Here is a 25,436-nt window from a genome sequence, read left to right as displayed (position 1 = left end):
TCGCCCACCCCCTCGCCGCGCCTTGCCGCCATGATCCGGGCCGCGCGCGGGCGGCGCGGGCCCACACCGGTCTGCGCCGACGCGGCATCGAGGAAGTGGTCGAGAAGCCCGCCCGCGATTATCAAAGCGAGATCGACGTCGCCGTCGAGCGCCTGGCCGCCGGACATCTGGCGCGGGAATTTCCCGATCACGCCATCGCAGGCGAAGAGGCCGCCTCGGACCGCGTGGGCCGCCCCGGCGGCGGGCGCTTCATCATCGACCCGATCGACGGCACCACGAATTTCATCTGGGGGATCCCGCATTTCGCTGTGATCATCGCGCTGGTCGAGGGCGAAGAGATGGTCGCGGACGTGGTCCACGACCCGATGCTGGACGAAACCTTCGCTGCGGAATCCGGTCGGGACGCCACGCTGAACGGCAGCCCCCTGCGCATCGACGCCGCCCGCGACATGGTCAATGCGGTGTTCGGCGCGGGCCTGCCGGTGCCGGGCCAGGTCAGCTCGGTCCCGGTCGAGGATTATCACCGCGCGCTTCGCCGCCTGATCGACAATGCGGCCGGGGTGCGGCGGCTGGGATCAGCGGCGCTTTCCATCGCATGGGTGGCGGCGGGTCGGCTGGACGGCTTTTTCGAGGACCGGCTCTCGCTGCACGATTACGGCGCCTCGGCGCTGGTCCTGCACAAGGCGGGCGGGATCGCCACCGATTTCGCGGGCAGGCCGCTGCTCGATCCGCCATCGGGCGGACCGGTGGATGGGCCGGTCGCGGTGCTGGTGGCCCGGCCCGGGCTGCACGGCTGGCTGCTTCAGGGCTTCGCGCCGCGGCAGGCCGTCCACAGCCCCAGCGGATCGTCCGCCGTTACATGATCGGCACCAAGCGCCATCAGCCGGTGCAATTGCGCAAGGCTTTCGCCCTGGGCCCCCGGCAGGGTCCAGACATCGACCACGCGCCCCTCGGCCTGAAAACCCGCGATCAGGTCGAAGCCGCAATCCTCGGCGAAGAAGACCAGCGCGCGGTCAAGATAGATCACCCGCGCGCGCTCCGGCATCGGCCAGGGCACCGGCGCCGACCCCTTGGAATCGCGGCTTTCGCGCAGGGTGTCGAGGGCGGCCGCGAGACAGGGGTCGTGGCCGGTCGCCAGCCCCGGCAGGGCCTCGGCCAGCCGCCCGACCGCCCGCGCATCCCCGCCCGAAAGCACCATCCGCCCGGCAATGGGCGCGACCGCGCGGACAAAGGCGGCCAGATCCGCCGCGGTCAGCTCCGCCGCCCGGTTCTTGAGGTCGAACTGCAGATGCCCGCCCCCGGGCGCCGCCGGATCCGCGACAAGATCGGCGCAAAGGTCTTCGAGCAGCGCGACCCGGACCGCAGTCTCGCGACCCGCATCGTCGCGACGGCGCAGGCGGCGCAGCAGATCCGCATCGGCCTGCGCCACCGGGCCGGTGCCGGTGGTGCCGCGGTCGAGCATCTCGTCATGCAGGATGGCAAAGCCGCCGCCCGCATGGCGCAGAATGTCCACCTCGACCCGCGCGATGCGGGAACAGCGGATGGCGCGACGCCCCGTCGCGGAACTCGGCGGCGACGAAATTCATCGTGCCGATGAAGCCCGCCACGAAGCGCGTCGCCGGATTGCGGTAGATCCGCGCGGGCGTATCGGACTGTTCGATCCTGCCGTCGCGCAGGACGATGATGCGGTCGGAAAGGGCCAGCGCCTCGTCCCGGCCATGGGTGACGAAGATGGTAGTGATGCCCAGGCGATGCTGGATCTTGCGCAATTCGTCGCGCAGATGCTGGTCGAGGCTTGCGAAAGGCTCGTTCAGCAGCAGGATCTTCGGCTCCAACGCCACCCGCTGTTGCTGGCCGCCCGAAAGCTGCCAGACCCGGCGAGTGCCGAAGCCCTCAAGCCCGACCAGCGCCAGGACCTCGTCCACCTTGGCGCGGATCTGCGGCCGCGCCAGCCCGCGCAGCTTCAGCCCGAAGGCGATATTCCCCGCCACATCCATATGCGACCAGAGCGCATGGATCTGGAACACCCTTCCGGTGGGACGGCGCTCGGGCGGCAGGCGGGTCACGTCCTGGCCGTCGATCAGCACCGCGCCGCCATCGGGGCGCTCGAAGCCGCCGATCATGCGCAGGATGGTGGATTTCCCCGAGCCCGACGGGCCGAGAAGGCAAAGCAGCTCGCCATCCGCGAGGTCGAGCGAGACGGATTTCACCACCTCCTGCCCGGCGAAGGACTTGATCAGAGGCGATAGCGTCAGATCCGACATGGGGTCACACTCCGAAACCGCGGTCGAAGCTGGCCGATCCCACCAGGCGGCGGGCGAACATCAGCGCGAAGAAACTGGCAGTCCACGGCAGGACCGAAAGCACGACGCCATATTGCACCACGATCTGGTTGTTGATGAAGGTGATCATCAGGACCGGCATGGTGCGAATCTGCGGCGCGCCGATCAGCCAGGCGCCCTCGGTCTCGTAGAAGGTGCCGACGAAGGTCAGCGGGATGGCGGCGAAGATCGTCGGCGCGGCCTGGGGCAGGCAGACCGACCAGAACACCCGCAGCGGCCCGGCGCCCGCGTCCCGCGCGGCCTCTTCCATCCGGCGGTCGACGTTCTGAAAGGCGGCGGCGGGGATCCAGATCATCATCAGCGTGCCGACCAACTGGATCAGCACCACACCCCGGAAGTTCGCGATCAGCCCCAGCCCCAGGAAGATCCCGGCGATCGCCACCAGCAGGCGAATTTCGGAAAGGCATGACCGGCCAGGAAGGACAGGAAGGACAGGAAGGACAGGAACAACAGGTTCCGCCCCGGGAAATCCATCCGCGCGAGGGCATGGGCCGCGGGCAGGCAGATCACCGCCGAAATCACCGCGACGGTCAGCGAAAGCTTCACCGAAAGCAGGAAGTCGGCAAGCTTCAGCACCGCCTCTTTCTGCGCGCCGCTCGACAGCACCACCGCGACCACCGCGCGCGAGAACCCGCCGCAAAGCGCCAGATCCTGCAGTTGCACCAGGCCGGTGGTCTCGGGCAGCACGCCCTCGGCGATGGCGGTCAGCACCTGGTCGGACCAGACCGGGGTCATGCTCACCACGCCCCGGGCCAGAAGCTGGATCGACTGGGTGTTGCCCGCCGAACGGGAGCCGCCTTCGTAAAGCGAGGGCGCCAGATCGCGCCGGATCTCCCAGGCCGGGGTCAGGGCCTCGGCGCCGAAAGCCTCGGTGTAATTGTCGGCGGTGAAACGGTCGGAATCGCGGCCATTGGCCTCATGGATGGCGCGGCGGACGAAATTCCCGCCCGAACCGCCCTTGTCGGGGCGGTTGTAGATGAACTGGCCAGGATTGGCCTTGGTCAAGGCGGTCAGCTTTTCCCTGCTTTTCGGCGCATCCTCGGGCGAAAGCCGGATGGCGTCATAGGCCAGAAGCACCTGACTGCCGCGCCAGGGCAGCGAATAGGGCGTCTCGACCGCATCGGGATTGACGCGCGACCAGTTTTCCAGCCCGGCCTCGGCCATGTTGACCCAAAGCCCGGCCTCGATGGTGCCCTCAAGCTCATGGGGGCGGAAGGCCTCGAACATCTCGGCCCGCGGATCGGCGCCCGAGGCCAGCGCGGCCAGGGCGCGGTCGCCGATCCGCAGCCCGGCATTGTCCCCGGCATCGACCACCCGCAGCGTGACGCCCGGCCCGGTCGCAGCGAAGCGGGGCACGACCACATTGGCCCAGAAATCCGTGACGTTCGAATCCGAACTGGAATGGACGTAGAGCACGCCGTCCCGCGCCAGCGCGACACGGGGCAGTGCAAGGCCGACGGCGCCAAGCGCGGCCGGGCGAAGAAGAAAGGAGCGACGATCCATGAGTCGTGACCTTTCGGGTTGACCGGCGATGGCCGCTTTTCGCGCGCGGCTGCGACAGCGGCGAGACAAAACCGCAAAGGTTTGCTGACAACGTGTGCAAGCCCCCCGGCCAAGCCCCCAAGCCCCCCCCCGGGCCAAGGGTTTTGAAGCCCCTTGCCGCGCCATGCTTTTCGCTTTAGCCTCGTCCCCGATTACTCGTTGGGGTGTCCCGGGCGACCGGGGCTGAGAGGCGTCAGCCAACCCATCGAACCTGATCCGGTTCATACCGGCGGAGGGAACGGGTAGCTTGCAAGGGCCGGTCGCGCGCGCGTGTCTTCGAACGCGCCCGTTCCGTGCAATGCGCCCCCGATCCGTCGATCGTTCATGGGGGCGGCGTGACTTCAATCGCATTGACCATCGCGGGATCCGACAGCGGCGGCGGCGCCGGGATCCAGGCCGATCTGAAGACCTTCGCCGCGCTTGGCTGCTATGGCGCCAGCGTCCTGACCGCCGTGACCGCGCAGAACACCCGCGCCGTGACGGCGGTCGAGGTGCTGGCGCCCGGGATCATCACCGCACAGATCGAAGCGGTTTTCGACGATCTCGCCGTGGGCGCGGTCAAGATCGGCATGCTGGGCGACCCCGGGGTGATCCGGGCGGTGGCTGAAAGCCTGCGCCCGATCCTGCGCGACCGGGCGCTGCCGGTGGTGCTCGATCCGGTGATGGTGGCGAAATCGGGCGACCGGCTGCTCGATGCCGAGGCGATCGCCGCGCTGAAATCCGAACTCCTGCCGCTCGCGACCGTGCTGACCCCCAATCTGCCGGAGGCGGCGGAACTGCTGGGCCAGACCGCCGCCCGGGATCTGCCGCAGCAAGAGGCGCAGGGGCGGGCGCTCGGCGCGCTCGGCCCGGCCTGGGTGCTGATGAAGGGCGGGCATGCGGCCGGGCCGGTCTGCACCGACCTTCTCGTCGGGCCCGAGCGGCATGTCCTGACCGCCCCCCGCATCGCGACCGAAAACACCCATGGCACCGGCTGCACCCTTTCGGCCGCCATCGCCGCCGGGCTGGCCCGGGGCGGCACTGTGCCGCAGGCGGTCGCGCGGGCGCATCGCTATCTGCAAGGCGCCATCGCCGCCGCCGACCGGCTGAAGGTCGGATCCGGCCACGGGCCCGTGCATCACTTCCACGCCCTGCCCGGGGTGGCGCCATGACCATCCGCATTCTTGGCGCGGGCGTGATGGGCCTGGCCCTTGCCACCGAACTGACCGCGCGCGGCCAACAGGTCGAACTGGTCGACCCCCGGCCAGTGCCCGGGCCGCATGGCTGTTCGTGGTGGGCGGGCGGCATGCTCGCGCCCCATTGCGAGGCCGAATCCGCCGAGGAGCCGGTCGAGCGGCTTGGCCTGCAGGCCATCGACTGGTGGGACCGTCATGCCGGAGGGGTGACGCGCCGGGGCACCCTTGTCCTCGCCCTGTCACGCGACCGGGCGGAACTGGCCCGGTTCGCGCGCCGCAGCCGGGGGCACCGCGCGCTCGACGCCGAGGGGATCGCGGCGCTGGAACCGGATCTGGCCGGGCGGTTCGCCTCATGCCTCTTCTACGCCGAAGAGGCGCATCTGACGCCGCGCAGGGCCCTGGCCGAATTGCGGCGGCGGCTTGAGGCGCAGGGCGTCCCCTTCCACGACGCCCCACCCCAAACCATGCCCGAAACTGTCATCGACGCGCGCGGCTTCTCCGCCCGCGACACCCTGCCCGACCTGCGCGGCGTGCGGGGCGAGATGCTGGTCCTGCGCAGCGATGAGGTCACTTTGACGCGACCGGTGCGGCTTCTGCATCCGCGTATCCCGCTTTATGTCGTGCCGCGCGGCGATGGCATCTTCATGCTGGGCGCGACGATGATCGAAAGCGACCGGCGCGGCGCGATCACCGCGCGGTCGGTGCTGGAACTGCTGTCGGCGGCCTATGCGCTGCACCCCGCCTTCGGCGAGGCCGAGGTGCTGGAAACCGGCGCAGACCTGCGCCCGGCCTTTGCCGACAACCTGCCAAGGCTGCGCCGAAGCGGCGGGCGGCTTCATGCCAACGGGCTTTACCGCCACGGCTTTCTGCTGTCGCCCGCCGTCGCACGCATGGCCGCCGACCATCTGGAATGCGGCACCATCCCCGAATTCATGGACGAGGTCACCTGATGGACATCACGCTGAACGGCGAAGCCTGCCGGACCCATGCCGCCACCCTGGCCGATCTTCTGGCCGAGCAGGGCTTCGGCGCCAAGGTCGCCACCGCCCGCAACGGCGCCTTCGTTCCCGCCGCGCGGCGCGCCGCGACCCCTGTCGCCCAGGGCGACCGGATCGAGGTCGTCGCGCCGATGCAGGGGGGCTGAGCCATGCCGCAACCACAAGAATCTCACGGGCCGGTCTTCTACGGCGTCGCGCTGGACAGCGCGCTGATGCTGGGCACGGCGCAATATCCCTCGCCCGATGTGCTGGCGGCGGCCTTCCGCGCCGCGACCCCCGCAGTCGCCACCGTCTCGCTTCGGCGCGAACAGGGCGGCGGGCAGGATTTCTGGCGGCTGGTGCAGGGGCTCGGCACCCGCATCCTGCCCAATACCGCCGGCTGCCACAGCGTCAAGGAGGCCGTCACCACCGCCCATATGGCGCGAGAGCTGTTCGACACCCGATGGATCAAGCTTGAGGTGATCGGCCATGCCGACACGCTGCAACCCGATGTGCTGGCGCTGGTCGAGGCGGCGCGGATCCTGTGCGAGGACGGGTTCGAGGTCTTTCCCTATTGCACCGAGGACCTGACCATCTGCGCGAGGCTTATCGAGGCCGGATGCCGCGTCCTTATGCCATGGGGTGCGCCGATCGGATCGGGGCTGGGGCTGAACAACGCCTATGGCCTGCGCACCTTGCGGGCGCATTTCCCCGATCTGCCGCTGGTGGTCGATGCCGGGATCGGCCTGCCCTCGCATGCCGCCCAGGCGATGGAGATGGGCTATGACGCCGTCTTGCTGAACACCGCCGTCGCGAAGGCTGGCGATCCCGCAGGGATGGCGCGCGCCATGGCGCTGGCGGTCCGGGCGGGCCGCGCCGCCTTCCTGGCCGATCCAATGGGGCCGCGCGACATGGCCGCCCCCTCGACCCCCGTGATCGGAAAGGCTTTCCTCGCATGAACCTGCCGCGCTTCTACCCGATCTTCGACCATTCCGACTGGCTGGCGCGGATGCTGCCCCTGGGCGTGAAACTGGTGCAACTGCGCGTGAAGGACCGCCCCGGGGCCGAGACCCGCGACCAGATCCGCCGCGCCCGCGCGCTTTGCACCGCCCATGGCGCCACGCTTGTCGTGAACGACCACTGGCGGATCGCGCTGGAAGAGGGCTGCGACTGGATCCACCTGGGGCAAGAGGATCTGGACACCGCCGATCTGGCGGCGATCCGGGCCGGGGGGCTGCGGCTCGGCCTTTCGACCCATGACGAAGGCGAGTTGGCGCGGGCCATGGCGCTCGGGCCAGATTACATCGCGCTCGGGCCGATCTGGCCGACGATCCTCAAGAAGATGAAATGGCACCGCCAGGGGGCCGGGAAGCTGACCGAATGGAAGGCGCGGATCGGCGCCACGCCGCTTGTCGCCATCGGCGGGCTGAGCACCGCCCGCGCGCCCGAGGCCTTCGCGGCAGGCGCGGATGTGGTTTCGATGGTGACCGACATCACCCTGAACACCGACCCCGAGGCGCGAGTGCGCGAATGGCTGCGGGTGACGGCATGAGCCGCTATGCCCGCCAGATCGTCCTTCCGCAGATCGGGCCCGGGGGCCAGGCGCGGATCCGCGCCGCCCATGCGCTGGTGGTGGGCGCGGGGGGGCTGGGCGTGCCGGTGGTGCAATATCTGGCCGGGGCGGGCCTTGGCCGCATCACCCTGGTCGATCCCGACCGGGTCGAGGAGACCAACCTGCACCGCCAGCCGATCTATGGCGCCGCGATCGGCCAGCCCAAGGCGCTGGCCGCCGCGGCCTTCGCAACCACGCTGAACCCCGAAGTGCGGGTCGATCCGGTGGTGGGTTGGCTGACGCCGGAAAACGCGCCCGGGCTGATCGCGGCGGCGGATCTGGTTCTGGACTGCGCCGACAGTTTCGCCGCCAGCTATACCCTGTCGGACCTGTGCCTTGCGGCGCGAAAGCCGCTGATCTCGGCCTCGGTCCTGGGGCTTTCGGGCCATGTCGGCGGGTTCTGCGGCGGCGCGCCCTCGCTGCGCGCGGTGTTTCCCGACCTGCCCGGGGATCTGGCGACCTGCGCCAGCGCGGGCGTCCTGGGCCCGGTGGTGGGGATGTTCGGCACGCTTCAGGCGCAGATGGCGCTGGCGGTGGTGACGGGGCAGCAGCCCTCGCCCCTGGGGCTTTTGCTTCGTCACGACATGGCCGGGTTCCGCAGCGCGGGCTTTCGCTTCGACGATGCGCCAGAGCCCGAGGCGCCACCGCATCGCTTCATCGCCAGATCCGCGCTGCGGGCCGGGGATTTCCTGGTCGATCTGCGCGATACGGCCGAGGCCCCCCGCCCCGCCGCCCCCCATGCCCAAAGGCTGCGGGTCGAGGATTTCGGCCCCGCGGGCCCCCGTCCCGCGCCGGGCCAGCGCGCCGTCCTCGCCTGCCGGTCGGGCCTGCGCGCCTGGCGCGCGGCGGACCGGCTGCGCCCGCACTGGCCGGGCGAAATCGTGCTTCTGGCCGATACCGACACCCCTCAAGGAGAGACCCGATGAAACCCACCCTCGCCGCGCTGGCAACCCTGCTGGCCCTGAGTTCGCCCCTGCGGGCCGAGCAGCCCGACAGGCTGACCCTGATCCTCGACTGGTATGTGAACCCCGATCACGCACCGATCATCCTCGCGCAGGAGCGCGGCTTCTTTGCCGATCAGGGCCTTGAGGTCGAGGTGATCGCCCCCGCCGATCCGACCGAGCCGCCGAAGCTGGTCGCGGCGGGCCGCGCCGATCTGGCGGTCAGCTACCAGCCGCAATTGCACCTCCAGGTGCATGAGGGGCTGCCGCTTCTGCGCGTCGGCACCCTGGTCGCCACGCCGCTGACCTGCCTGATGGTCGATGCCGACGGCCCGGTGCAAAGCATCGCCGATCTGCGCGGGCGCAAGGTGGGCTATTCCGTCTCGGGCATCCAGGAGGCGATGATGGCCGCCATGCTGCGCCCGGCCGGGCTGACCACGGCGGATGTCGAGATGATCAACGTCAACTGGTCGCTGACGCCCGCAGTGCTGACCGGCCAGGTCGATGCGGTGATCGGGGCGTTTCGCAATTTCGAACTGACCCAGATGCGGCTGGCGGGCGGTAACGGGCGCTGTTTCTACCCCGAAGAGGAAGGCATGCCGTCCTATGACGAACTGATCTTCGTCGCCCATGCCGAAACGCTGGACCCCGACCGCATCGCCCGCTTCTTGGCCGCCATCGAGCGCGGGACGGAATTCATGCTCAACCACCCCGACGAGGCGTTCGAGATCTTCGCCGCCACCTCGCCCGACCTGTCGGACGAATTGAACACCCGGGCCTGGGCCGAGACGCTGCCGCGCTTCGCGCTCAGCCCGGCGGCGCTGGACCATGGCCGCTATGCGCGGTTCGAGGCCTTCCTGCTCGAATCCGGGATGATCGAGAGCGTGCTGCCGGTCTCGTCGCTCGCGCTCGACCCCGGCGCGGAACGCTGAGCGTGACGCCGGGGCTTGAGGGACAGGTCCTGATGGGCGGCAAGGCGCTGTTCCCGCCCTTGCGGCTGGAACTGGCGCCAGGCGGCTGGACCTCGCTTCTCGGGCCCTCGGGCGTGGGGAAATCGACGCTCCTGCGCCTTTTGGCGGGCCTGCCGATCGGCGGCAGCTTCAGCGGCCGGATCCTGAACCCCGCGCCGGTGGCGCTGATGGCGCAGGATCCGTGCCTTCTGCCCTGGCTGACCGTGCGCCAGAACGCGGCGCTTGGCGCCCGGCTGCGGGGCGAAAGGACGGATCCCGGGCGGCTTGACACCATCCTGACGCGGGCGGGGCTGGCCGATCACGCCGCGAAATATCCGGCCGCGCTGTCGGGCGGCCAGCGCCAGCGGGTGGCGCTGGCGCGCACGCTGATGGAGGATCGCGCGCTGGTCCTGCTGGACGAGCCCTTCTCGGCGCTGGATGCCGGGATGCGGCTGGCGATGCAGGACCTGGCCTGCGCGCTGCTGACGGGCCGCACCGTGCTGATGGTGACCCATGATCCGGCCGAGGCCGCCCGCCTTTCCGACCGCATCCTGCTGCTGCAGGGCCCCGGCAAGGGGCTGAGCCGGATCGACGCGCCCGGAACGCCCGCGCCGCGCGCGCCCTCGGACCCCGGGGTGCTGGCCTGCCAGGCCCGGCTGCTGACCCTTCTGGTCGAGGGGGCCGGGCCATGACCGCAAGGCGGATCCTTTCGGCACTGGCGATTTTCGGCGGTTTCCTTCTGTTCTGGCAGGGGATCGTCTGGCTTACCGGCCTGCCGCCCTTCCTGCTGCCCGGGCCGCGCGCGGTGGCCGAGGCGCTGGTCACCCACCGCCTGCCGCTGTTCCGCGCGGGCCTGCGCACGCTGGCCGAGATCCTTGCCGGTTTCACCCTTGGCGCCGTGGCGGGCAGCGCGCTTGCCATCGCCATGGCGGCTTTCCCGGGGCTTGCCCGCGCGCTGCGCCCGGCGCTTCTGCTGTCGCAGGTGATCCCGATCTTCGCGCTGGCGCCGATCCTGACGCTGTGGCTGGGCTATGGCATGGCGCCGAAGATCGTGGTCGCGGCGCTGATCTGCTTCTTTCCCGTCGCCTCGGCCTTTCTCGACGGGCTGGAGCGGACGCCGCCCGCCTGCCTCGACCTGGCGCGGACCATGGGCGCGCCCGCCTGGCGGCAGATGGCGCGGATCCGCATCCCGATGGCGCTGCCGATGCTGGGCAGCGGGCTGCGGCTGGCCGCCGTCTATGCGCCCATCGGCGCGGTGATCGGCGAATGGGTCGGCGGATCGGAGGGGCTTGGCGCGGTGATGATCCATGCCAACGGGCGGATGCGGATCGACCTGACCTTCGCCGCGCTCGCGCTGGTCACCGCGATCGCGCTTGGCTTCCATGCCCTCGTGTCGTCGGTGCTGAGCCGCCTGCTGCGGCGCTGGAACCAGGGCTGACCCCGGAAACCGGGATCAGGGGAAAATGTGGATCGGGGTTCCGACATTCACCATGGAATAGATCTCTTCCATCTCCTTGTCGGTCACCGCGATGCAGCCCGCCGTCCAGTCGCGCCGGTAAACCTTCTTGTTCGGCGCGCCATGGATGAAGATGTCGCCCCCGGGCGACTTGCCCTTGGAGCTGGCATAGGCCCGGTCGGCATTGTTCGGATAGCTGACCATCAGCGACAGGTGATATTCGGAATTCGGATTCTTGTAATTCATGAAATAGGTGCCCTCGGGCGTCTTGCCGTCGCCCTCGAATTCCTTGTGGCCGACCGGAGCGAAGCCGAGCGCGACATCGTATTGCCGCAGCACCCGGCCGTCGCCGATCAGATACATCTTGCGATCGCCCTTGTGGATCTGGATCTCGGTGACCTTGGGGCCATGATATTTCTTGAATTTGGATTTCGGCCCGCAAGCCGCCAGCCCGAAAAGCAGGGCCAGGAAAAGAAGGATTCGAAATGCCCGCATGGTGATGTCCGCTCGTTTTCGCCCGTTTTCGCCGGTTCGTTTTTTTCAATCCGATAGCGGAAATACCCGCTTGAGGCCAGCACGGGCTTTGGCCGCTCACCTCACGGATGCGTTATCCCGGCGGACCTCATTCAGCGCGGCAGGACCGGCGCCTCGGAAACGGGCACGGGATTGAAATCGGGCACCACCCACAATTCCACCCGGCGGTTCAGGCGGCGGCCGGTGGCGGTTTCGTCGCAGGCCATGGGAAGCGCCTCGCCGAACGCCTCGACGCGGGGCAACTGGTCGGGGCGCAGATCGGGGGCGAGCGCGGCCAGATCCTGCCGCACCCGCTCGGCCCGGCCCTCGGACAGCGCCAGATTGGCCGCCGCATCGCCGGTGCCGTCCGAGAAACCGGCAAGGATCAGCGCCTCGGCCGGGAAATGCCCCGCCGCGATCAGCCGCGCAAGCTGCGCCAGGTTTTCCTGCGATCCGGCATCCAGCACCGCGCTGCCATCCTCGAAGCGGAAGGTCAGGGACAGCCGGTCCGCCCCGTCCATCACCGCCGCCAGCCGCTTGAGATCGAAAAGCGAGACATCCTCGCCCGCGCCCCGGATCGCGTTCAAAAGCCGCAGCCCGTCCTGCGTCATCGGCGCGCGCTCGACCGAGCGGTCGATGAACCCCGCCCCGGCCACGATCCGGTCGGCGGCGGGGGTGGCCAGGAACTCCAGGAATTCGCGCGCCAGAAGCGGCAGGCGGCGCGGCGGCACCAGCAGGTAAAGCGGCAGCGCCAGGGGGTAATCCTCGGCCTTGACCGAGATCGGGCGCGGCAGCAGCGGAAAGCCACAACTGTCGGCCAGGGGCAATTCGGCGGCGGGCGCGACCTCGGCCCGGCCGGTGATCGCCAGCGCCCAGGGGTCGCGCGCCACCGCAAGCGCCAGCGCGGCCATGTCGGGATGGGTCACATCGGCGCGGACCGGCGCGCCAAGCCGCGCCGCCAGCGCCCGGCCCATGTCGCTTTCGGGATCCAGCGCATGCAGCACCAGGGGCATGTCCGGCCCGCCCAGATCGGCCCAGTTCCGCGCCTCGCCCGCCAGCGCGCGCGCCAGATCCACGGTCGAGATCCGGGGCGTGGGATTTCCGGGCGCCATCACCGGCACCAGCGCATCCAGCGCCAGCGCCCGCGCGCCAGGGCCGTCGCGGAAGGACAGTTCAAGTTCCGCCGCGCCCGAGGCGCGCAACGCCCCGGCCTCGTCCGGGGGGACGGGGGTGAAGGAAAGCTCGGCCAGTATCTTGCGATCCTCGGGCTCCATCACCCGGGCGGCCCAGACCTGCGGCGCCTCGGGCGGGATTTCCTCGTAGATCAGGCCCCGCCCCTCGGCAAAGGCGCGGAACAGGCCGGGCAGCAGCCGCGTCCCGGCGTCCTCGGCCCCGGTCAGCCGGATCTCGGCCCGGGGGACGGTCAGGTCGGGGCAGGCCGGGCCCTCGCAGATCACGCCATGACCATCCACGGTCAGCGCGCCATAGGCGGTGTCGATACGGTAGAATTCACCGTCATAGCCCAGAAGCGTGCCGGGGATCACGATATTCCCCTCGCGCGAGATCAGGGTGACATCCTGCGCCCGGGCCGCCGATCCCCAGACCGCTTGTGCAAAGAGCAGCGCGGCGAGAACCGCCGCGCGCAAGGCCGTTACCATTGTTACCCGCCAACCCTGTCCGCTTCCCGCACCCGCTTTCGTGGCGCCTCACGTCTGGGGCGCCACGATCCGGGGCGCGCCTCAATTCGCGGCGGCGAGTGTCGTCCCGGAGGCGAGATTATTCAACACCAGAATATCGCCCACGGCACCGCAATCGGGCATGGCCAGCGTCAGGTCGGTCCGGGTGACGGCGCCCTTTTCCGACAGAAGCGTCTCGCCCAGAAGCTCGCGCCCGCAGGTGAGATCGGTCACCGCCGCCTCGACCACCGGCTCGGCGGTGACGCCCGCGGGCCAGGTATAGACCGCCGCCATCATCGGCAACGCCGACGAGGGGCTGCCCAGCGAAACGATATAGCCGCCATTGGCCGAGACCGGGTTTTCGGCCCAGACATGGCCGGGCTGGCCGTAATCCGCACCGGCCTCCATGGCATGGAGCTGGAAGGCATCGTCCGCCATCCATTGCACGGCGAAGCGGCGAAGCGTTTCCACGCCCGGGATCCCGACCGCATCGCGCAGGACGCTGGCATCGGCCAGAAGCGCCGAGACCTCGCCCGTCGCCTCCAGCGCGGGAAGGTCGATGACGACACGCCCGTCGGCGCCGATCTCTTCGGCAATGGCAAGGCCCGCATGGCGCAGCACCACCCGCTCGCCGATATTGCAGGGCGCGGTGATGGTGACCGACAGCATGGCCTGCGGCTGTGCGACCAGCGCCATCCGGGGCGTGCATTCCTGTTGTGCGGCAGGCACGACCGGCGGCGTCACGGGGGCCGGGGGCAGAGCCGGGGCATCGGTCAGCGCGGCAAGCTCAAGCACCCCGGCCGCGGGCGGAGCCGTCTCGACCACGGCAAGGCCGCCCGTCAAGTCCGCCTCGGGCAGAGCCGTGCCGGAAAGATCCGCCAGAGCGAGCGGCTCGGGATCCTGTTCCGCCATCGGAAGCGATTCGGCCACGCCGTCGGGCAGGGCCTCCGGGGTGGCGGCAAGAAGCGCGCCCTCGGGCAGCAGCGGGTCGGCGGCGGGAACGGCCCCGGAGGCGACCGTTTCGATATTCTGCGGCTTTTCGACCGCCTCGGCGATCTGGTCGCGGTCGCCATAGAGGGTCTGGACCAGATGACCCGCCGCAAGCGCGACCCCGATCACCGCCCCGGCACGCAGAAGGCTGCGCTTCCTGTTCATTTCACCACCCCAAAAGCCAATGCCCTTTGGCGCTTTCTGCCCGGCAAAGCGGGCGATCGCATGGCGATTCCGGGGAATGTTTACAGCCCGCGCGGCACCACTGCCGCGATCCCGCCGCAATCGGCGGGATCTCAGGCCGCAAGCCGCGTCAGACGATGCGGCCGTGGCAGTGCTTGAACTTCTCGCCCGAGCCGCAGGGGCAGGGATCGTTCCGGCCCGGATTGCCCCAGGTCGCGGGATCGGCCTCGTCGAAGCCCTCAAGCCGGGCCTGCACGCCGGGCGAATCCCCGGGCCGACGCTGCTCGGCCTCGGCGGTGACGCGGGCCCCCGCCGCCGCCTGCTGGGCGGCCAGCATCTGCGCCATCATCTGTTCCTGCTCTTCCTTCGACAGCGGGCGGATGCGCGACAATTGCTGCGTCACCTGCTGGCGCAGGCTGTTGAGCATGGATTCGAAAAGCTGGAAGGCCTCGGTCTTGTATTCGTTCAGGGGATCGCGCTGCGCGTAGGAGCGGAAACCCACGACCGAGCGCAGATGCTCCAGCCGCAGCAGATGTTCGCGCCATTTGCCGTCGATGGCCTGCAGCAGGACCTGCTTTTCGATCTGCTTCAGGGTATCGGGTCCGAAGGCCTCGGCCTTTTCGGCCATCATCCGGTCGGCATTCTGGATGATCCGCTCGGCCATGGCGGCCTGGTCCACGCCCTCTTCGGCGGCCCAGTCGGCGACCGGCATGTCCATCGACAGCCGCTCGCGCCCGGCCTCTTTCAGCCCCTCCAGATCCCAGGCGTCGGGATAGGTCTTCGGCGGCATGAATTCGTCGACCATTTCGTCGATGACCTGATGGCGCATGTCCTCGGCCACTTCCGAGACATGTTCGGCCTGCAAGATCTCAAGCCGCTGGCTGAAGATCACCTTGCGCTGGTCGTTCATCACGTCGTCGAACTTCAGCAACTGCTTGCGGATGTCGAAGTTGCGGCCCTCGACCTTGGCCTGGGCCTTTTCCAGCGACTTGTTCACCCAGGGGTGGACGATGGCCTCGCCCTCTTTCAGTCCCAGCGTGGTCAGCACCTTGTCGAGCCGTTCGGACCCGAAGATCCGCATCAGGTCGTCTTCCAGGCTGAGGAAGAACGACGAGCGCCCCGGATCGCCCTGCCGACCCGAGCGGCCGCGAAGCTGGTTGTCGATGCGGCGGCTTTCGTGACGCTCGGTCGCCAGGACGAACAGGCCCCCGGCCTCAAGCACCCTGGCCTTTTCCTCGGCATGTTCGGCCTCGATCCGCGCGCGCAGCGCCACCGGATCGGCATCGGGATTGGCGTCGAGCTCCTCGATCACCTTCATCTCGACATTGCCGCCAAGCTGGATGTCGGTGCCCCGGCCCGCCATGTTGGTGGCGATGGTGACGGCGCCCAGACGGCCCGCATCGGCGACGATCTTGGCCTCTTGCTCATGCTGGCGGGCGTTCAGCACGTTATGGGCGATGCCCTCGCGCTTGAGCAGGTCCGAGAGCATTTCGGATTTCTCGATCGAGGTGGTGCCGACAAGGATCGGCTGGCCCTTGGCATGGGCCTCGCGGATCTCGGCCACGATGCCTTCGAATTTCTCGCGCGCGGTGCGGTAGACCTGATCGTGTTCGTCCTTGCGCGCCACGGGGCGGTTCGTCGGAATCTCGACCACGCCCAGGCCGTAGATCGTCATGAATTCCTCGGCCTCGGTGGCGGCGGTGCCGGTCATGCCCGCCAGCTTGTCGTAAAGCCGGAAGTAGTTCTGGAAGGTCACGCTGGCCAGCGTCACGTTCTCGGGCTGGATCTTGACGCCCTCCTTGGCCTCGATGGCCTGGTGCAGACCGTCCGACAGGCGGCGGCCCTTCATCATCCGGCCGGTGAATTCGTCGATCAGCACGACCTCGTCGTCGCGCACGATGTAATTCTGGTCGCGGTGGAACAGCTTGTGCGCGCGCAGGCCCTGGTTGACGTGATGGACGATGGTGGTGCTTTCGGGATCGTAGAGGCTCTGGCCCTCGGGCAGGATGCCGTGCTCTTGCAAAAGCGCCTCGATCTGGTCGTTGCCTTCCTCGGTGAAGGTGACGCTGCGCTGCTTTTCGTCGATCACATAGCCGTCCTCGGCCAGGAGCGGGATCAGCTTGTCGATCTGGATGTAGAGATCCGAGCGGTCCTGCGACGGGCCCGAGATGATCAGGGGCGTCCGCGCCTCGTCGATCAGGATCGAATCCACCTCGTCGACGATGGCGAAGTTGTGCCCGCGCTGCATCATCTCCTCGACCGAGCCCTTCATGTTGTCGCGAAGGTAGTCGAAGCCCAGTTCGTTGTTGGTGGCATAGGTCACGTCGGCCAGATAGGCCGCGCGCTTCTCGGCATCGGGCTGGTAGGGATAGACGACGCCCGTCGTCAGCCCCAGCTTCTTGTGCACCTTGCCGATGGTGTCGGCGTCGCGCTTGGCAAGGTAGTCGTTCACCGTGACGACATGCACGCCCTTGCCGGTCAGCGCGTTCAGATAGGCCGGAAAGGCCGCGACAAGGGTCTTGCCCTCGCCCGTCCGCATCTCGGCGATATTGCCCTGGTGCAGGAAGATCCCGCCCTTGAGCTGCACGTCGAAGGCCCGCAGGCCAAGCGCGCGCTTCGCGGCCTCGCGGCAATTGGCGAAGGCCTCGGGCAGGATGGCGTCCAGCTTTTCGCCGCCCTCCTGCACGCGCTTCTGGAATTCGCGGGTCTTCTCGACCAGCCCCTCGTCGGAGAGCGCGGCGAATTCCGGCTCCAGCGCATTGATCTTGGCGACCAGCGGTCGGACCGCCTTGACCTTTCGGTCATTGGCATTGCCGAAGACCTTCTTAGCAAGCGTTCCAAGACCCAGCATGATATCTCCGTGCGGCGCTTCTTGCGATATCGTGTGAGGCTGTGACTTGCCCGCCCCCACCGCCTTCCATAGAAAAGCCTGAAGAAGGACCCGAACAGCCCCGTCCCACGCGACTGTCGCGATGTAAGGGCTTGACGGCGCATAGTCAACGTGGCGCAACCCCGCGCCGCAGATCAGGAGTGGGCCAAATGTCGAAACCGATGCGCCGCGGCGCTGCATTCGCGGCGGTTCTCGCCCTGGCGGCGCCCGCCTTCGCGCCCGCCGCGCTGGCGCAGGATGGTGGCGCGACGGGCGCCACCGTCATCGCCACCGTCAACGGGACCGAGATCACGCTGGCCCAGGTCATCGCGCTGCGCGAGAGCCTGCCGAGCGAGCTTCTCCTGCTGGAAGACGACATGCTTTTCAACGCCATCGTCGAGCAGTTGATCCAGCAGCAGGTGCTGGCCCAGACCCGCGAGACGCTTTCGCCGCGCGACGAGGCCAACCTGGCCATCACCCGGATGGATTACCTTTCCGGCGTCGCCATGGAGGCGATCATCGCCGAAGGCGTGAACGAGGCGGCCATCGAGGCCACCTATGAGGAATTGATGGCAGGCGTGCCCCCGGTCACCGAATACAGCGCCGCCCATATCCTTGTCGAAACCGAGGCCGAGGCGATCGAGATCAAGCAATCCATCGACGAAGGCGCCGATTTCGGCGAGGTGGCGCGGGGGGCCTCGCTCGATCCCGGCTCGGCCGCCGCCGGGGGCGAGATGGGCTTTTTCGACCCCGCCCGCATGGTCAAGCCATTTCAGGATGCGGTGATCGCCGCCGAAAAGGGCGTGGTCACCGATCCGGTGCAATCCGAATACGGCTGGCATGTGATCCTGGTCCATGAACAGCGCGAGATCCGCCGCCCGACCCTGGACGAGGCCCGCGCCGAAGTCGCCTCCGAGGTCGAGCGCCGCCTGATCGCCGCCGAGATCGAGCGGCTGTCGGCCGAGGCCGAGATCACCCGCCCCGGCGCGGATCTGGATCCCGCGCTGATGAAGAACACCGCTCTCATCGACTGAGAAAGCATCATGGCAAAGACCGATTGGAAGACCGAGGCGAAAGCCCTGAAGAAGAAGCTCAAGGCGCTGAAGGCCTCGCTGGGCGAGACACTCGGCCCGGTGGCCGAAAAGCTGCAAGACCGCGTGGCCGAGGCGGTTGAAGAGGTCGTCGCGGTGACCCGCAAGGCCTCCAAGCAGGTCTCGCCGCTGGCGCCCGCCGAATTTCCCGTCCTGCCGCTGATCAAGGGGGCGGAATTCGCCGCCATCGGCGCCGGGATCAAATACCAGGGCCGCAAGGATGTGATGCTGGTGCGGCTTGCGCCGGGCACCGCCATCGCCGGGGCCTTCACCCGCTCGACCACCCGCTCGGGCTGCGTGCGCGACTGCGAGGCGAAGCTGGCCACCAAGGTGCCCGCGGGTGCCGGTGCCGCCATCGTGGTGAACTCCGGCAATTCCAACGCCTTCACCGGCAAGGTCGGCGACAAGGCGGTGGCGGCAGTGACCGGGGCGGTGGCCTCGGCGCTCGGCCTGCCCGCAAGCCGGGTGTTCTCCTCCTCGACCGGCGTGATCGGCGAACCGCTGCCGCATGAGAAGATCACCGCCGTCGTTCCGGCGCTGGCCGCCGAACTGTCGGAAACCGGCATCGAGACCGCCGCCCAGGCGATCATGACCACCGACACTTTCCCCAAGGGCGCCAGCGCCGTGATCGAGGGCGAGGGCGGCCCGATCCATATCGCCGGGATCGCCAAGGGCTCGGGCATGATCGCGCCGGATATGGCGACGATGCTGGTCTATATCTTCACCGACGCCAGGATCGGCCCGGCGAACCTTCAGAAGATGGTCGGCCGGAACCTGGGCGCGACCTTCAACTCGATCACCGTGGACAGCGACACCTCGACCTCGGACACGCTGCTGGTGGCCGCAACCGGGCTTTCCCCCGCCGCGCCCCTGCGCGCGACGGGCCCCGTCGCCAAGGCCTTCGAGTCCGCGCTGGCCCGCGTCATGCACGACCTTGCGCTACAGGTGGTGCGCGACGGCGAGGGCGCGACGAAGCTGGTCGAGATCCGCGTCACCGGCGCCGCCAGCGACGAAGACGCCGCCAAAGTGGCCTTCGCCATCGCCAATTCGCCGCTGGTCAAGACCGCCGTGGCCGGAGAGGATCCCAACTGGGGCCGCATCGTCATGGCCGTCGGCAAATCCGGCGCCGAGGCCGAGCGCGACCGCCTGACCATCCGCTTCGGCGAGATCCTCGTCGCCGAAAAGGGCTGGAAGTCGCCCTCCTACCGCGAGGAGGACGCCGCCGCCTATATGAAGGGGCAGGAACTGACGATCTCGGTCGATCTGGGCCTTGGCCGGGCGAAGCGCACGGTCTGGACCTGCGACCTGACCGACCGCTATATCGAGATCAACGCCGATTACCGCTCCTGATCTTTCCTTGCCACGCGAGGCCGGGGCGTGAAATTCGCCCGGCCCCCGCCCCCGTCCCTGCCAGCGCCGGAACCCCCGCCATGAAACTTCTGCCATGAAACTTCTGCTTGTCGCCGCCGTGGCCCTGATCGACGCCGACGGCCGCGTGCTGCTTGCCCAACGCCCGGAGGGCAAGTCTCTGGCCGGATTGTGGGAATTCCCCGGCGGTAAGGTGGAGCCGGGCGAGTCGCCCGAAACCTGCCTGATCCGCGAATTGCGCGAAGAGCTTGGCATCGACACCTGGGCAAGCTGCCTGGCGCCGCTGACCTTCGCCAGCCACGGCTATGAGGATTTCCACCTGCTGATGCCGCTTTTCGCCTGCCGCCGCTGGGAAGGCATCCCCGCCTCGATGGAGGGCCAGGCGCTGGCCTGGGTCGCGCCCGACCGCTTGCGCGACTATCCGATGCCGCCAGCGGATTTGCCGCTGATCCCGATCCTGCGGGATTGGTTGTAGATTATTCGTGCATAATTCACCTTATTTGCACAATTAATACTGTTTCAAAAAATTACCACAATGCTATCTTGGGCGAATTGGCGGATCCGGGGGGACGAATCACATGCTCAGAACGATTTCGATCGGCAGTTGTATCTCGGTGCAGGGTATCCTTGTCGGCATGGCGAGCGACGGCAAGATGATGGTCAAGGTCGACGACAAGACCTTCGTCGGCCATCCCGTGGCCTCGACCCGTTCGAACTGAAGGCCTTCGGGGCCGCATTTCTCCGGGAAGGCCCGTTTCTTCCGAAAGCGGGGGAGGGCCCGGAGGAAACCCGGTCGGGACGGAAATGAAAAGGGCCGCAGCGGATGCTGCGGCCCTTTCGTTCATCCGTCGACCCGAAAGCGACTCAGTCCAGCGTGCGCTGGACCTCCTCGCGCTCGAAGATCTCGATCACGTCATTGGCGCGCACATCCTCGTAACGCTCGAAGGCCATGCCGCATTCCTGGCCGGACTGCACTTCCTTGACCTCGTCCTTGAAGCGCTTGAGCGTCTTGAGCGTGCCTTCGTGGATCACCACGTTGTCGCGTAGCAGACGCACGCCCGCCGAACGCCGTGCCACGCCCTCGGTGACAAGGCAGCCAGCGACATTGCCGATCCCGGTGATGCGGAAGACTTCAAGGATTTTGGCATAGCCGATGAAGTTCTCGCGCACTTCGGCCTTCAGCAGACCCGAGGCCGCCTTCTTGATGTCGTCGAGCAGATCGTAGATGATCGAGTAGTAACGCAGCTCCACGCCCTTTTGCTGCGCCGCGCCGCGCGCGGTCGCATTGGCGCGGACGTTGAAGCCGATGATCGGCGCGCCCGAAGCCTCGGCCAGGCCAACATCGGAATCGGTGATGGCGCCGACGCCGGAATGCAGGACCCGCACCCGGACCTCGTCGTTGCCCACCTTCTCCAGCGCCTGGATGATCGCCTCGGCCGAACCCTGAACGTCGGCCTTCACCAGAACCGGCAGTTCCGCCACATCCTGGTCGGCCTTGGCCTTGGCCATGAGCTGTTCCAGCGTGGTCGCGGCCCCGGCGGCGGCGCGCTTGTCCTTGGCGGCCTGTTCGCGGTAATCCGCGATCTCGCGCGCCTGCGCCTCCGAGGAAACCACGTCGAGCACGTCGCCCGCCTCGGGCGTGCCGTTCAGGCCCAGAACCTCGACCGGGACCGAGGGTCCGGCTTCGGTCACGGTCTCGCCCCGGTCGTTGACCAGCGCGCGGACCTTGCCCCATTTCTCGCCCACGACGAAGATGTCGCCCTTCTTCAGCGTGCCGTTCTGCACCAGAACCGTCGCGACCGGGCCGCGGCCCACGTCGAGCTTGGCCTCGATCACCGCACCGCGCGCGGCGCGGCCGGGATTGGCGGTCAGTTCCAGAACCTCGGCCTGGATGGCAATGGCCTCCAGAAGCTCGTCGATGCCCTGGCCGGTCTGGGCCGAGACCTCGATGTCCTGCACCTCGCCCGACATCGCCTCGACCACGACCTCGTGCTGAAGCAGGTCGGTGCGGACCTTCTGCGGATTGGCCGCAGGCTTGTCGATCTTGTTGATCGCGACGATCATCGGGACGCCCGCCGCCTTGGCATGGCTGATCGCCTCGACCGTCTGCGGCATCACCGCGTCGTCGGCGGCAACCACCAGGACGACGATGTCGGTGACCTGCGCGCCGCGCGCCCGCATCGAGGTGAAGGCGGCGTGGCCGGGCGTGTCGAGGAAGCTGATCAACTGCCCGTTCGGCGCCCGCACCTGATAGGCGCCGATATGCTGGGTGATGCCCCCAGCCTCGCCCGCGACGACATTGGCCTTGCGGATCCGGTCGAGAAGCGAGGTCTTGCCGTGGTCGACATGGCCCATGATCGTGACGACCGGCGGGCGGCCCACCAGATCCTCGGCCCGGTCCTCGACCGTGTCGATGGCCTGCTCCACATCGGCATCGGTGACGCGCACCGCCTTGTGGCCGAATTCCTCGATCACCAGCTCGGCGGTATCGGCGTCGATGGTCTGGTTCATCGTGACCATCATGCCCATCTTCATCAGCGACTTGACCACATCGGCGGCGCGTTCGGCCATCCGGTTCGCCAGTTCGCTGATCACGATGGTTTCGGGCAGTTGCACGTCGCGCACCTGCTTTTCGGCCTTCTGGCCGAAGCCCATGGCCTTCTGGCGCGCCTTTTCCTGCTTGCGCTTCATCGCGGCAAGGCTGCGCTGGCGCCCGCCCTCTTCGCCGGTGGCGGCGGAAAGGGTCAGCTTGCCCGCGCGGCGACCTTCGTCGCCACGGCGCGCGGCGCCGCGGTCGGTCTCGCGGTTCTCACGCTCGCGGTCGGTCTTGCGCGGGGCAAGGCCGGGCTTGGCATCGGTCGCGCCGGGAGCGGTGCCGGGACGCGGGCGGCTTTGGCCCGCGCCGCGATCCCCGGGAACGGCGGCCGCATCGGCGGGCGCCGCGGCGGCGGGCTCGGCCGGCTGGCGACGCTGGGTGCCAAGGATCTCGGCCTTGCGCGCGGCGGCCTTGGCGGCCGCTTCGGCCTCGGCCTCGCGCTTCTGGCGCTCTTCCTCTTCGGCACGGGCACGCAGGGCGGCCTCGCGCTGGCGATCCTCGCGCTCCTTGGCCTCGATCTCTTCGCGGCGGCGCTGGCGTTCCAGCTCGCGCTCTTTTTCCTCGGCGGCGCGGCGGGCGGCTTCCTCCTGCTCGCGCGCCTTGGCCTGACGCAGGGCGTCCAGCCTGCGCTGCATCTCGGCATCCGAAATGCCTGCGGGCCGCTTGGACGGATCGCCCAGATGGGCATTGCCCGCACCACCCGCCGGTGCGCCAGGCTTGGCCTGCGCAGGCACGACCACGCGCTTGCGCTTGGTCTCGACGACCACCGCATGGGTGCGGCCATGGGAGAAGCTTTGCTTCACCTGACCCGGGCGGTTGCCGCCCCCAAGCCCGAGGGGTTTCTTGCCGTCAGTATCGCTCATCCGTCCTACAGTCCTTCCCGGCGGTCCGTGCCGCCGACCTGCTTGCCCGCTTCGCGCCTGCGAAGCCCGGCAAGCCTTGCCGCTTCCTCTACAACACGGGCCGTGAGTCCACCAGCGCCAAGCGCGGCGTGTATCGCACGTTCCCGGCCAAATGCCAAACCGATTTCCCCCGCGTCCAGGCAGGAAATCAGGCTGTCTTCGCCATCCGGAGGGCGCAGCTTGGCCTTGCCGCGTTCCGATCCGTCCTCGGCCTGGACCAGCACCGCCGCGCGGCCCGAAACCAGCCAGTCCCTGACCTTTTCATAGCCGGTCACCGCCTCGCCCGCCTTGCGCGCCATGGCCAGAAGCTCGACCACCCGCCGCGCCAGAAGATCCTCGACCAGATCGGCAAGACCCTCGGGCGCCTGCACCGGCATCCGCGCCGCGCGCGAGAACAGACCCTTGGAGGCCGCCCGCCCGATCAGCGCCCGGTCCGCCGAGACATGGATCCCACGCCCCGGCAGGCGGCCCAGTATATCCGGCACCACCCGGCCATCGGGGCCGACGACAAAGCGCACCAGCCCCGATTTCGGCCCGCGATCCCCCGAGACGATGCATCTCCGCTCGGGCGCGTCATTCAGTTTTTCCCGGCCGCCGCGCGTCATCGCGGAATGCTCCGAGGCCTGGGATCAGGCCTCGGCCTCCTCGGTTTCGGCTTCGTCGCCTTCGGTCTCATTCGCGGCCATCTCGGTCGGATCGACCCAGCCCAGCATGACCCGCGCGGTCATGATCAGGGTCTGCGCCTCTTCAAGGCCCAGATCGAACTTCTCAAGCAGGCCCTCGTCCTTCTTGCGCTGACCGTTTTCGGTGGTCCATCCGCCGGCCAGCTCCCAATCGGCGCAGGTGGCGAAATCTTCCAGCGTCTTGATGCCGTCGGCGCCAAGCGCCTCAAGCATCTGGGGCGTCAGCCCCTCGAATTCAATGAGGCTTTCCTCCACACCCATGGCACGGGCGGCCTCAAGCGCCTTTTTCGCCTGTTCCTCCAGATAGTCGCGGGCGCGGGCCTGAAGCTCGTCCGCCGTGCCTTCGTCGAAACCGTCGATGGAGAGAAGCTCGTCCTGATCGACGTAGGCCACTTCCTCCAGATTGGTGAAGCCCTCGGCCACAAGAAGCTGCGCCATCATCTCGTCGACGTCGAGCGTATCCATGAACAGCTTGGTGCGCTCGGCGAATTCGGCCTGACGGCGGGCGGATTCCTCGGCCTCGGTCAGGATGTCGATGTCCAGCGCGGTAAGCTGGCTGGCCAGACGCACGTTCTGGCCACGGCGACCGATGGCGAGCGAGAGCTGCTCGTCGGGCACCACGACCTCGATCTTGCCCGCATCCTCATCCACCACGACCTTCGAGACCTGCGCCGGCTGCAGCGCGTTCACAAGGAAGGTGGCCTGGTCCTGGTTCCACGGGATGATGTCGATCTTCTCGCCCTGAAGCTCGTTCACCACCGCCTGCACGCGCGAGCCGCGCATGCCGACGCAGGCGCCGACCGGGTCGATCGAATTGTCATAGGAAATGACGGCGATCTTGGCACGCGAGCCGGGATCGCGGGCCACGGCCTTGATCTCGATGATGCCATCGTAGATTTCCGGCACTTCCATCTTGAAAAGCTCGGCCATGAATTGCGGATCGGTCCTGGACAGGAAGACCTGCGGGCCGCGGACCTCGCGGCGGACGTCCTTTATATAGCAGCGGATGCGGTCGCCGATGCGGTAGGGCTCGCGGCCGATCTTCTCGTTGCGGCGCAGGATGCCCTCGCCCCGGCCGATGTCGACGATGACGTTGCCGTATTCCTCGCGCTTGACCACGCCGTTGATGATCGAGCCCTTGCGGTCCTTGAATTCGTCGAACTGGCGGTCGCGCTCGGCCTCGCGGACCTTCTGCAAGATCACCTGCTTGGCCGATTGCGCGGCGATCCGGCCCAGATCGACCGGGGGCACATCGTCGACGATCTCGTCGCCCACTGCCGGATCGGCAAGGTATTGCTTGGCCTGCTTGACGGTCAGTTGGGCGTGGTAATTCTCGACCAGGTCGTCCTCGACCACGGTGCGCACGCGGGTAAAGCTGGCGCGGCCGGTCTTGCGGTCGATCTTGACGCGGATGTCCATATCGGCGCCGTAGCGGCTTTTGGCCGCCCGGGCGAGACTGTCCTCCATCGCCTGGATCACCAGATCCGGGTCGATCATCTTCTCGCGCGCGACCGCCTCGGCGGTCTGGAGAAGCTCAAGCTGGTTGGCCGAAGTAATCGCCATGGGTCTT

At 68.3% G+C, this 25,436-nt stretch carries 25 protein-coding genes and 1 riboswitch; of the genes, 14 read left to right on the top strand and 11 right to left on the bottom strand.

Annotated elements, in window-relative coordinates; genetic code table 11:
* The first annotated feature begins 95 nt into the window (after positions 1-95).
* Entirely contained in the window at positions 96-863 is a 768-nt protein-coding gene (locus ABNX41_RS02150; protein WP_438668072.1) for an inositol monophosphatase family protein, read from the top strand.
* Here ABNX41_RS02150 and ABNX41_RS02145 read toward each other — a convergent pair.
* The 4 genes from ABNX41_RS02145 to ABNX41_RS02130 are packed head-to-tail and all read right to left on the bottom strand — an operon-like array spanning position 803 to position 3,845.
* Positions 803-1,513 carry a glycerophosphodiester phosphodiesterase gene (locus tag ABNX41_RS02145; RefSeq protein WP_438668071.1) on the bottom strand — a complete coding sequence of 237 codons (711 nt, stop codon included), beginning with the start codon at positions 1,511-1,513 and terminating at the stop codon, positions 803-805. The genes ABNX41_RS02150 and ABNX41_RS02145 overlap by 61 nt on opposite strands.
* Positions 1,467-2,264, bottom strand: coding sequence for an ABC transporter ATP-binding protein (locus tag ABNX41_RS02140; RefSeq protein ID WP_438668070.1), 798 nt, complete (start codon positions 2,262-2,264; stop codon positions 1,467-1,469). Before ABNX41_RS02140 ends, ABNX41_RS02145 begins: the two co-directional genes overlap by 47 nt.
* A 4-nt stretch (positions 2,265-2,268) precedes the next feature.
* Positions 2,269-2,724: an ABC transporter permease gene (locus tag ABNX41_RS02135; RefSeq protein ID WP_438668069.1), complete on the bottom strand. Its 456-nt coding sequence runs from the start codon at positions 2,722-2,724 to the stop codon at positions 2,269-2,271.
* Positions 2,688-3,845: an extracellular solute-binding protein gene (locus ABNX41_RS02130; protein ID WP_438668068.1), complete on the bottom strand. Its 1,158-nt coding sequence runs from the start codon at positions 3,843-3,845 to the stop codon at positions 2,688-2,690. The genes ABNX41_RS02135 and ABNX41_RS02130 overlap by 37 nt, the downstream gene beginning before the upstream one ends.
* Before the next feature lie 189 nt (positions 3,846-4,034).
* Positions 4,035-4,139: riboswitch (TPP riboswitch) on the top strand.
* A gap of 80 nt (positions 4,140-4,219) precedes the next feature.
* Here ABNX41_RS02130 and thiD point away from each other — a divergent pair.
* Genes thiD through ABNX41_RS02085 form a run of 9 tightly spaced genes read left to right on the top strand, consistent with a single transcriptional unit; the run spans position 4,220 to position 10,977 of the window.
* Positions 4,220-5,035, top strand: a complete 816-nt coding sequence (thiD, locus tag ABNX41_RS02125; RefSeq protein ID WP_438668067.1) for a bifunctional hydroxymethylpyrimidine kinase/phosphomethylpyrimidine kinase — start codon at positions 4,220-4,222, stop codon at positions 5,033-5,035.
* Positions 5,032-6,009 carry an FAD-dependent oxidoreductase gene (locus tag ABNX41_RS02120; protein ID WP_438668066.1) on the top strand — a complete coding sequence of 326 codons (978 nt, stop codon included), beginning with the start codon at positions 5,032-5,034 and terminating at the stop codon, positions 6,007-6,009. Before thiD ends, ABNX41_RS02120 begins: the two co-directional genes overlap by 4 nt.
* Positions 6,009-6,203 (top strand): sulfur carrier protein ThiS, encoded by a 195-nt coding sequence (gene thiS, locus ABNX41_RS02115; RefSeq protein ID WP_438668065.1) that lies wholly within the window; start codon positions 6,009-6,011, stop codon positions 6,201-6,203. The genes ABNX41_RS02120 and thiS overlap by 1 nt, the downstream gene beginning before the upstream one ends.
* A gap of 3 nt (positions 6,204-6,206) precedes the next feature.
* Complete coding sequence (locus ABNX41_RS02110; protein WP_438668064.1) at positions 6,207-6,995, top strand: thiazole synthase; 789 nt, start codon at positions 6,207-6,209, stop codon at positions 6,993-6,995.
* Positions 6,992-7,588: a thiamine phosphate synthase gene (locus tag ABNX41_RS02105; protein ID WP_438668063.1), complete on the top strand. Its 597-nt coding sequence runs from the start codon at positions 6,992-6,994 to the stop codon at positions 7,586-7,588. The genes ABNX41_RS02110 and ABNX41_RS02105 overlap by 4 nt, the downstream gene beginning before the upstream one ends.
* Positions 7,567-8,574, top strand: a complete 1,008-nt coding sequence (locus ABNX41_RS02100; RefSeq protein WP_438668062.1) for a ThiF family adenylyltransferase — start codon at positions 7,567-7,569, stop codon at positions 8,572-8,574. Before ABNX41_RS02105 ends, ABNX41_RS02100 begins: the two co-directional genes overlap by 22 nt.
* On the top strand, positions 8,571-9,521 hold the full coding sequence (locus tag ABNX41_RS02095) for an ABC transporter substrate-binding protein (RefSeq protein ID WP_438668061.1): 951 nt from the start codon (positions 8,571-8,573) through the stop codon (positions 9,519-9,521). The genes ABNX41_RS02100 and ABNX41_RS02095 overlap by 4 nt, the downstream gene beginning before the upstream one ends.
* Positions 9,522-9,523: 2 nt before the next feature.
* Entirely contained in the window at positions 9,524-10,231 is a 708-nt protein-coding gene (locus tag ABNX41_RS02090; protein WP_438668060.1) for an ABC transporter ATP-binding protein, read from the top strand.
* Positions 10,228-10,977 (top strand): ABC transporter permease, encoded by a 750-nt coding sequence (locus tag ABNX41_RS02085; protein WP_438668059.1) that lies wholly within the window; start codon positions 10,228-10,230, stop codon positions 10,975-10,977. Before ABNX41_RS02090 ends, ABNX41_RS02085 begins: the two co-directional genes overlap by 4 nt.
* 15 nt (positions 10,978-10,992) lie before the next feature.
* On the opposite strand, the gene ABNX41_RS02080 is transcribed toward ABNX41_RS02085, so the two are convergent.
* The 4 genes from ABNX41_RS02080 to secA form a co-directional block, all read right to left on the bottom strand.
* Complete coding sequence (locus ABNX41_RS02080) at positions 10,993-11,490, bottom strand: L,D-transpeptidase family protein (RefSeq protein ID WP_438668058.1); 498 nt, start codon at positions 11,488-11,490, stop codon at positions 10,993-10,995.
* Positions 11,491-11,621: 131 nt separating this feature from the next.
* A complete protein-coding gene (locus ABNX41_RS02075; protein WP_438668057.1) occupies positions 11,622-13,166 on the bottom strand; it encodes an OmpA family protein in 1,545 nt (514 codons plus the stop codon).
* Between the two features lie 81 nt (positions 13,167-13,247).
* Entirely contained in the window at positions 13,248-14,339 is a 1,092-nt protein-coding gene (locus ABNX41_RS02070) for a hypothetical protein (protein ID WP_438668056.1), read from the bottom strand.
* Between the two features lie 148 nt (positions 14,340-14,487).
* Positions 14,488-17,208, bottom strand: a complete 2,721-nt coding sequence (gene secA, locus ABNX41_RS02065; RefSeq protein WP_438668055.1) for a preprotein translocase subunit SecA — start codon at positions 17,206-17,208, stop codon at positions 14,488-14,490.
* A 188-nt stretch (positions 17,209-17,396) separates the two neighbouring features.
* On the opposite strand from secA, the gene ABNX41_RS02060 reads away from it, so the two are divergent.
* The 4 genes from ABNX41_RS02060 to ABNX41_RS02045 all read left to right on the top strand — a co-directional run bounded on the left by ABNX41_RS02060 (position 17,397) and on the right by ABNX41_RS02045 (position 20,404).
* Positions 17,397-18,260 carry a peptidylprolyl isomerase gene (locus ABNX41_RS02060; RefSeq protein WP_438668054.1) on the top strand — a complete coding sequence of 288 codons (864 nt, stop codon included), beginning with the start codon at positions 17,397-17,399 and terminating at the stop codon, positions 18,258-18,260.
* 9 nt (positions 18,261-18,269) lie between these two features.
* On the top strand, positions 18,270-19,667 hold the full coding sequence (gene argJ / locus ABNX41_RS02055; protein ID WP_438668053.1) for a bifunctional glutamate N-acetyltransferase/amino-acid acetyltransferase ArgJ: 1,398 nt from the start codon (positions 18,270-18,272) through the stop codon (positions 19,665-19,667).
* A 94-nt stretch (positions 19,668-19,761) separates the two neighbouring features.
* Entirely contained in the window at positions 19,762-20,160 is a 399-nt protein-coding gene (locus ABNX41_RS02050) for a (deoxy)nucleoside triphosphate pyrophosphohydrolase (protein WP_438668052.1), read from the top strand.
* A 103-nt stretch (positions 20,161-20,263) separates the two neighbouring features.
* Complete coding sequence (locus ABNX41_RS02045; protein ID WP_438668051.1) at positions 20,264-20,404, top strand: hypothetical protein; 141 nt, start codon at positions 20,264-20,266, stop codon at positions 20,402-20,404.
* A gap of 145 nt (positions 20,405-20,549) precedes the next feature.
* Here ABNX41_RS02045 and infB read toward each other — a convergent pair whose 3' ends face one another.
* From infB to nusA, 3 genes are read right to left on the bottom strand one after another with little or no spacing between them, the layout of a single operon-like run.
* Entirely contained in the window at positions 20,550-23,144 is a 2,595-nt protein-coding gene (infB, locus tag ABNX41_RS02040; RefSeq protein ID WP_438668050.1) for a translation initiation factor IF-2, read from the bottom strand.
* Positions 23,145-23,149: 5 nt separating this feature from the next.
* Complete coding sequence (locus ABNX41_RS02035) at positions 23,150-23,788, bottom strand: RNA-binding protein (RefSeq protein ID WP_438668049.1); 639 nt, start codon at positions 23,786-23,788, stop codon at positions 23,150-23,152.
* 24 nt (positions 23,789-23,812) lie between these two features.
* Positions 23,813-25,429, bottom strand: a complete 1,617-nt coding sequence (gene nusA, locus ABNX41_RS02030) for a transcription termination factor NusA (protein ID WP_438668048.1) — start codon at positions 25,427-25,429, stop codon at positions 23,813-23,815.
* Between the last annotated feature and the right edge of the window lie 7 nt (positions 25,430-25,436).

It is taken from the genome of Pseudogemmobacter sonorensis (genome assembly GCF_042762395.1).
In the GTDB taxonomy this organism is placed as follows: domain Bacteria; phylum Pseudomonadota; class Alphaproteobacteria; order Rhodobacterales; family Rhodobacteraceae; genus Pseudogemmobacter; species Pseudogemmobacter sonorensis.
Note: the sequence above shows the minus strand (reverse complement) of the source record. Positions and strands in the feature narration are given on the sequence as shown.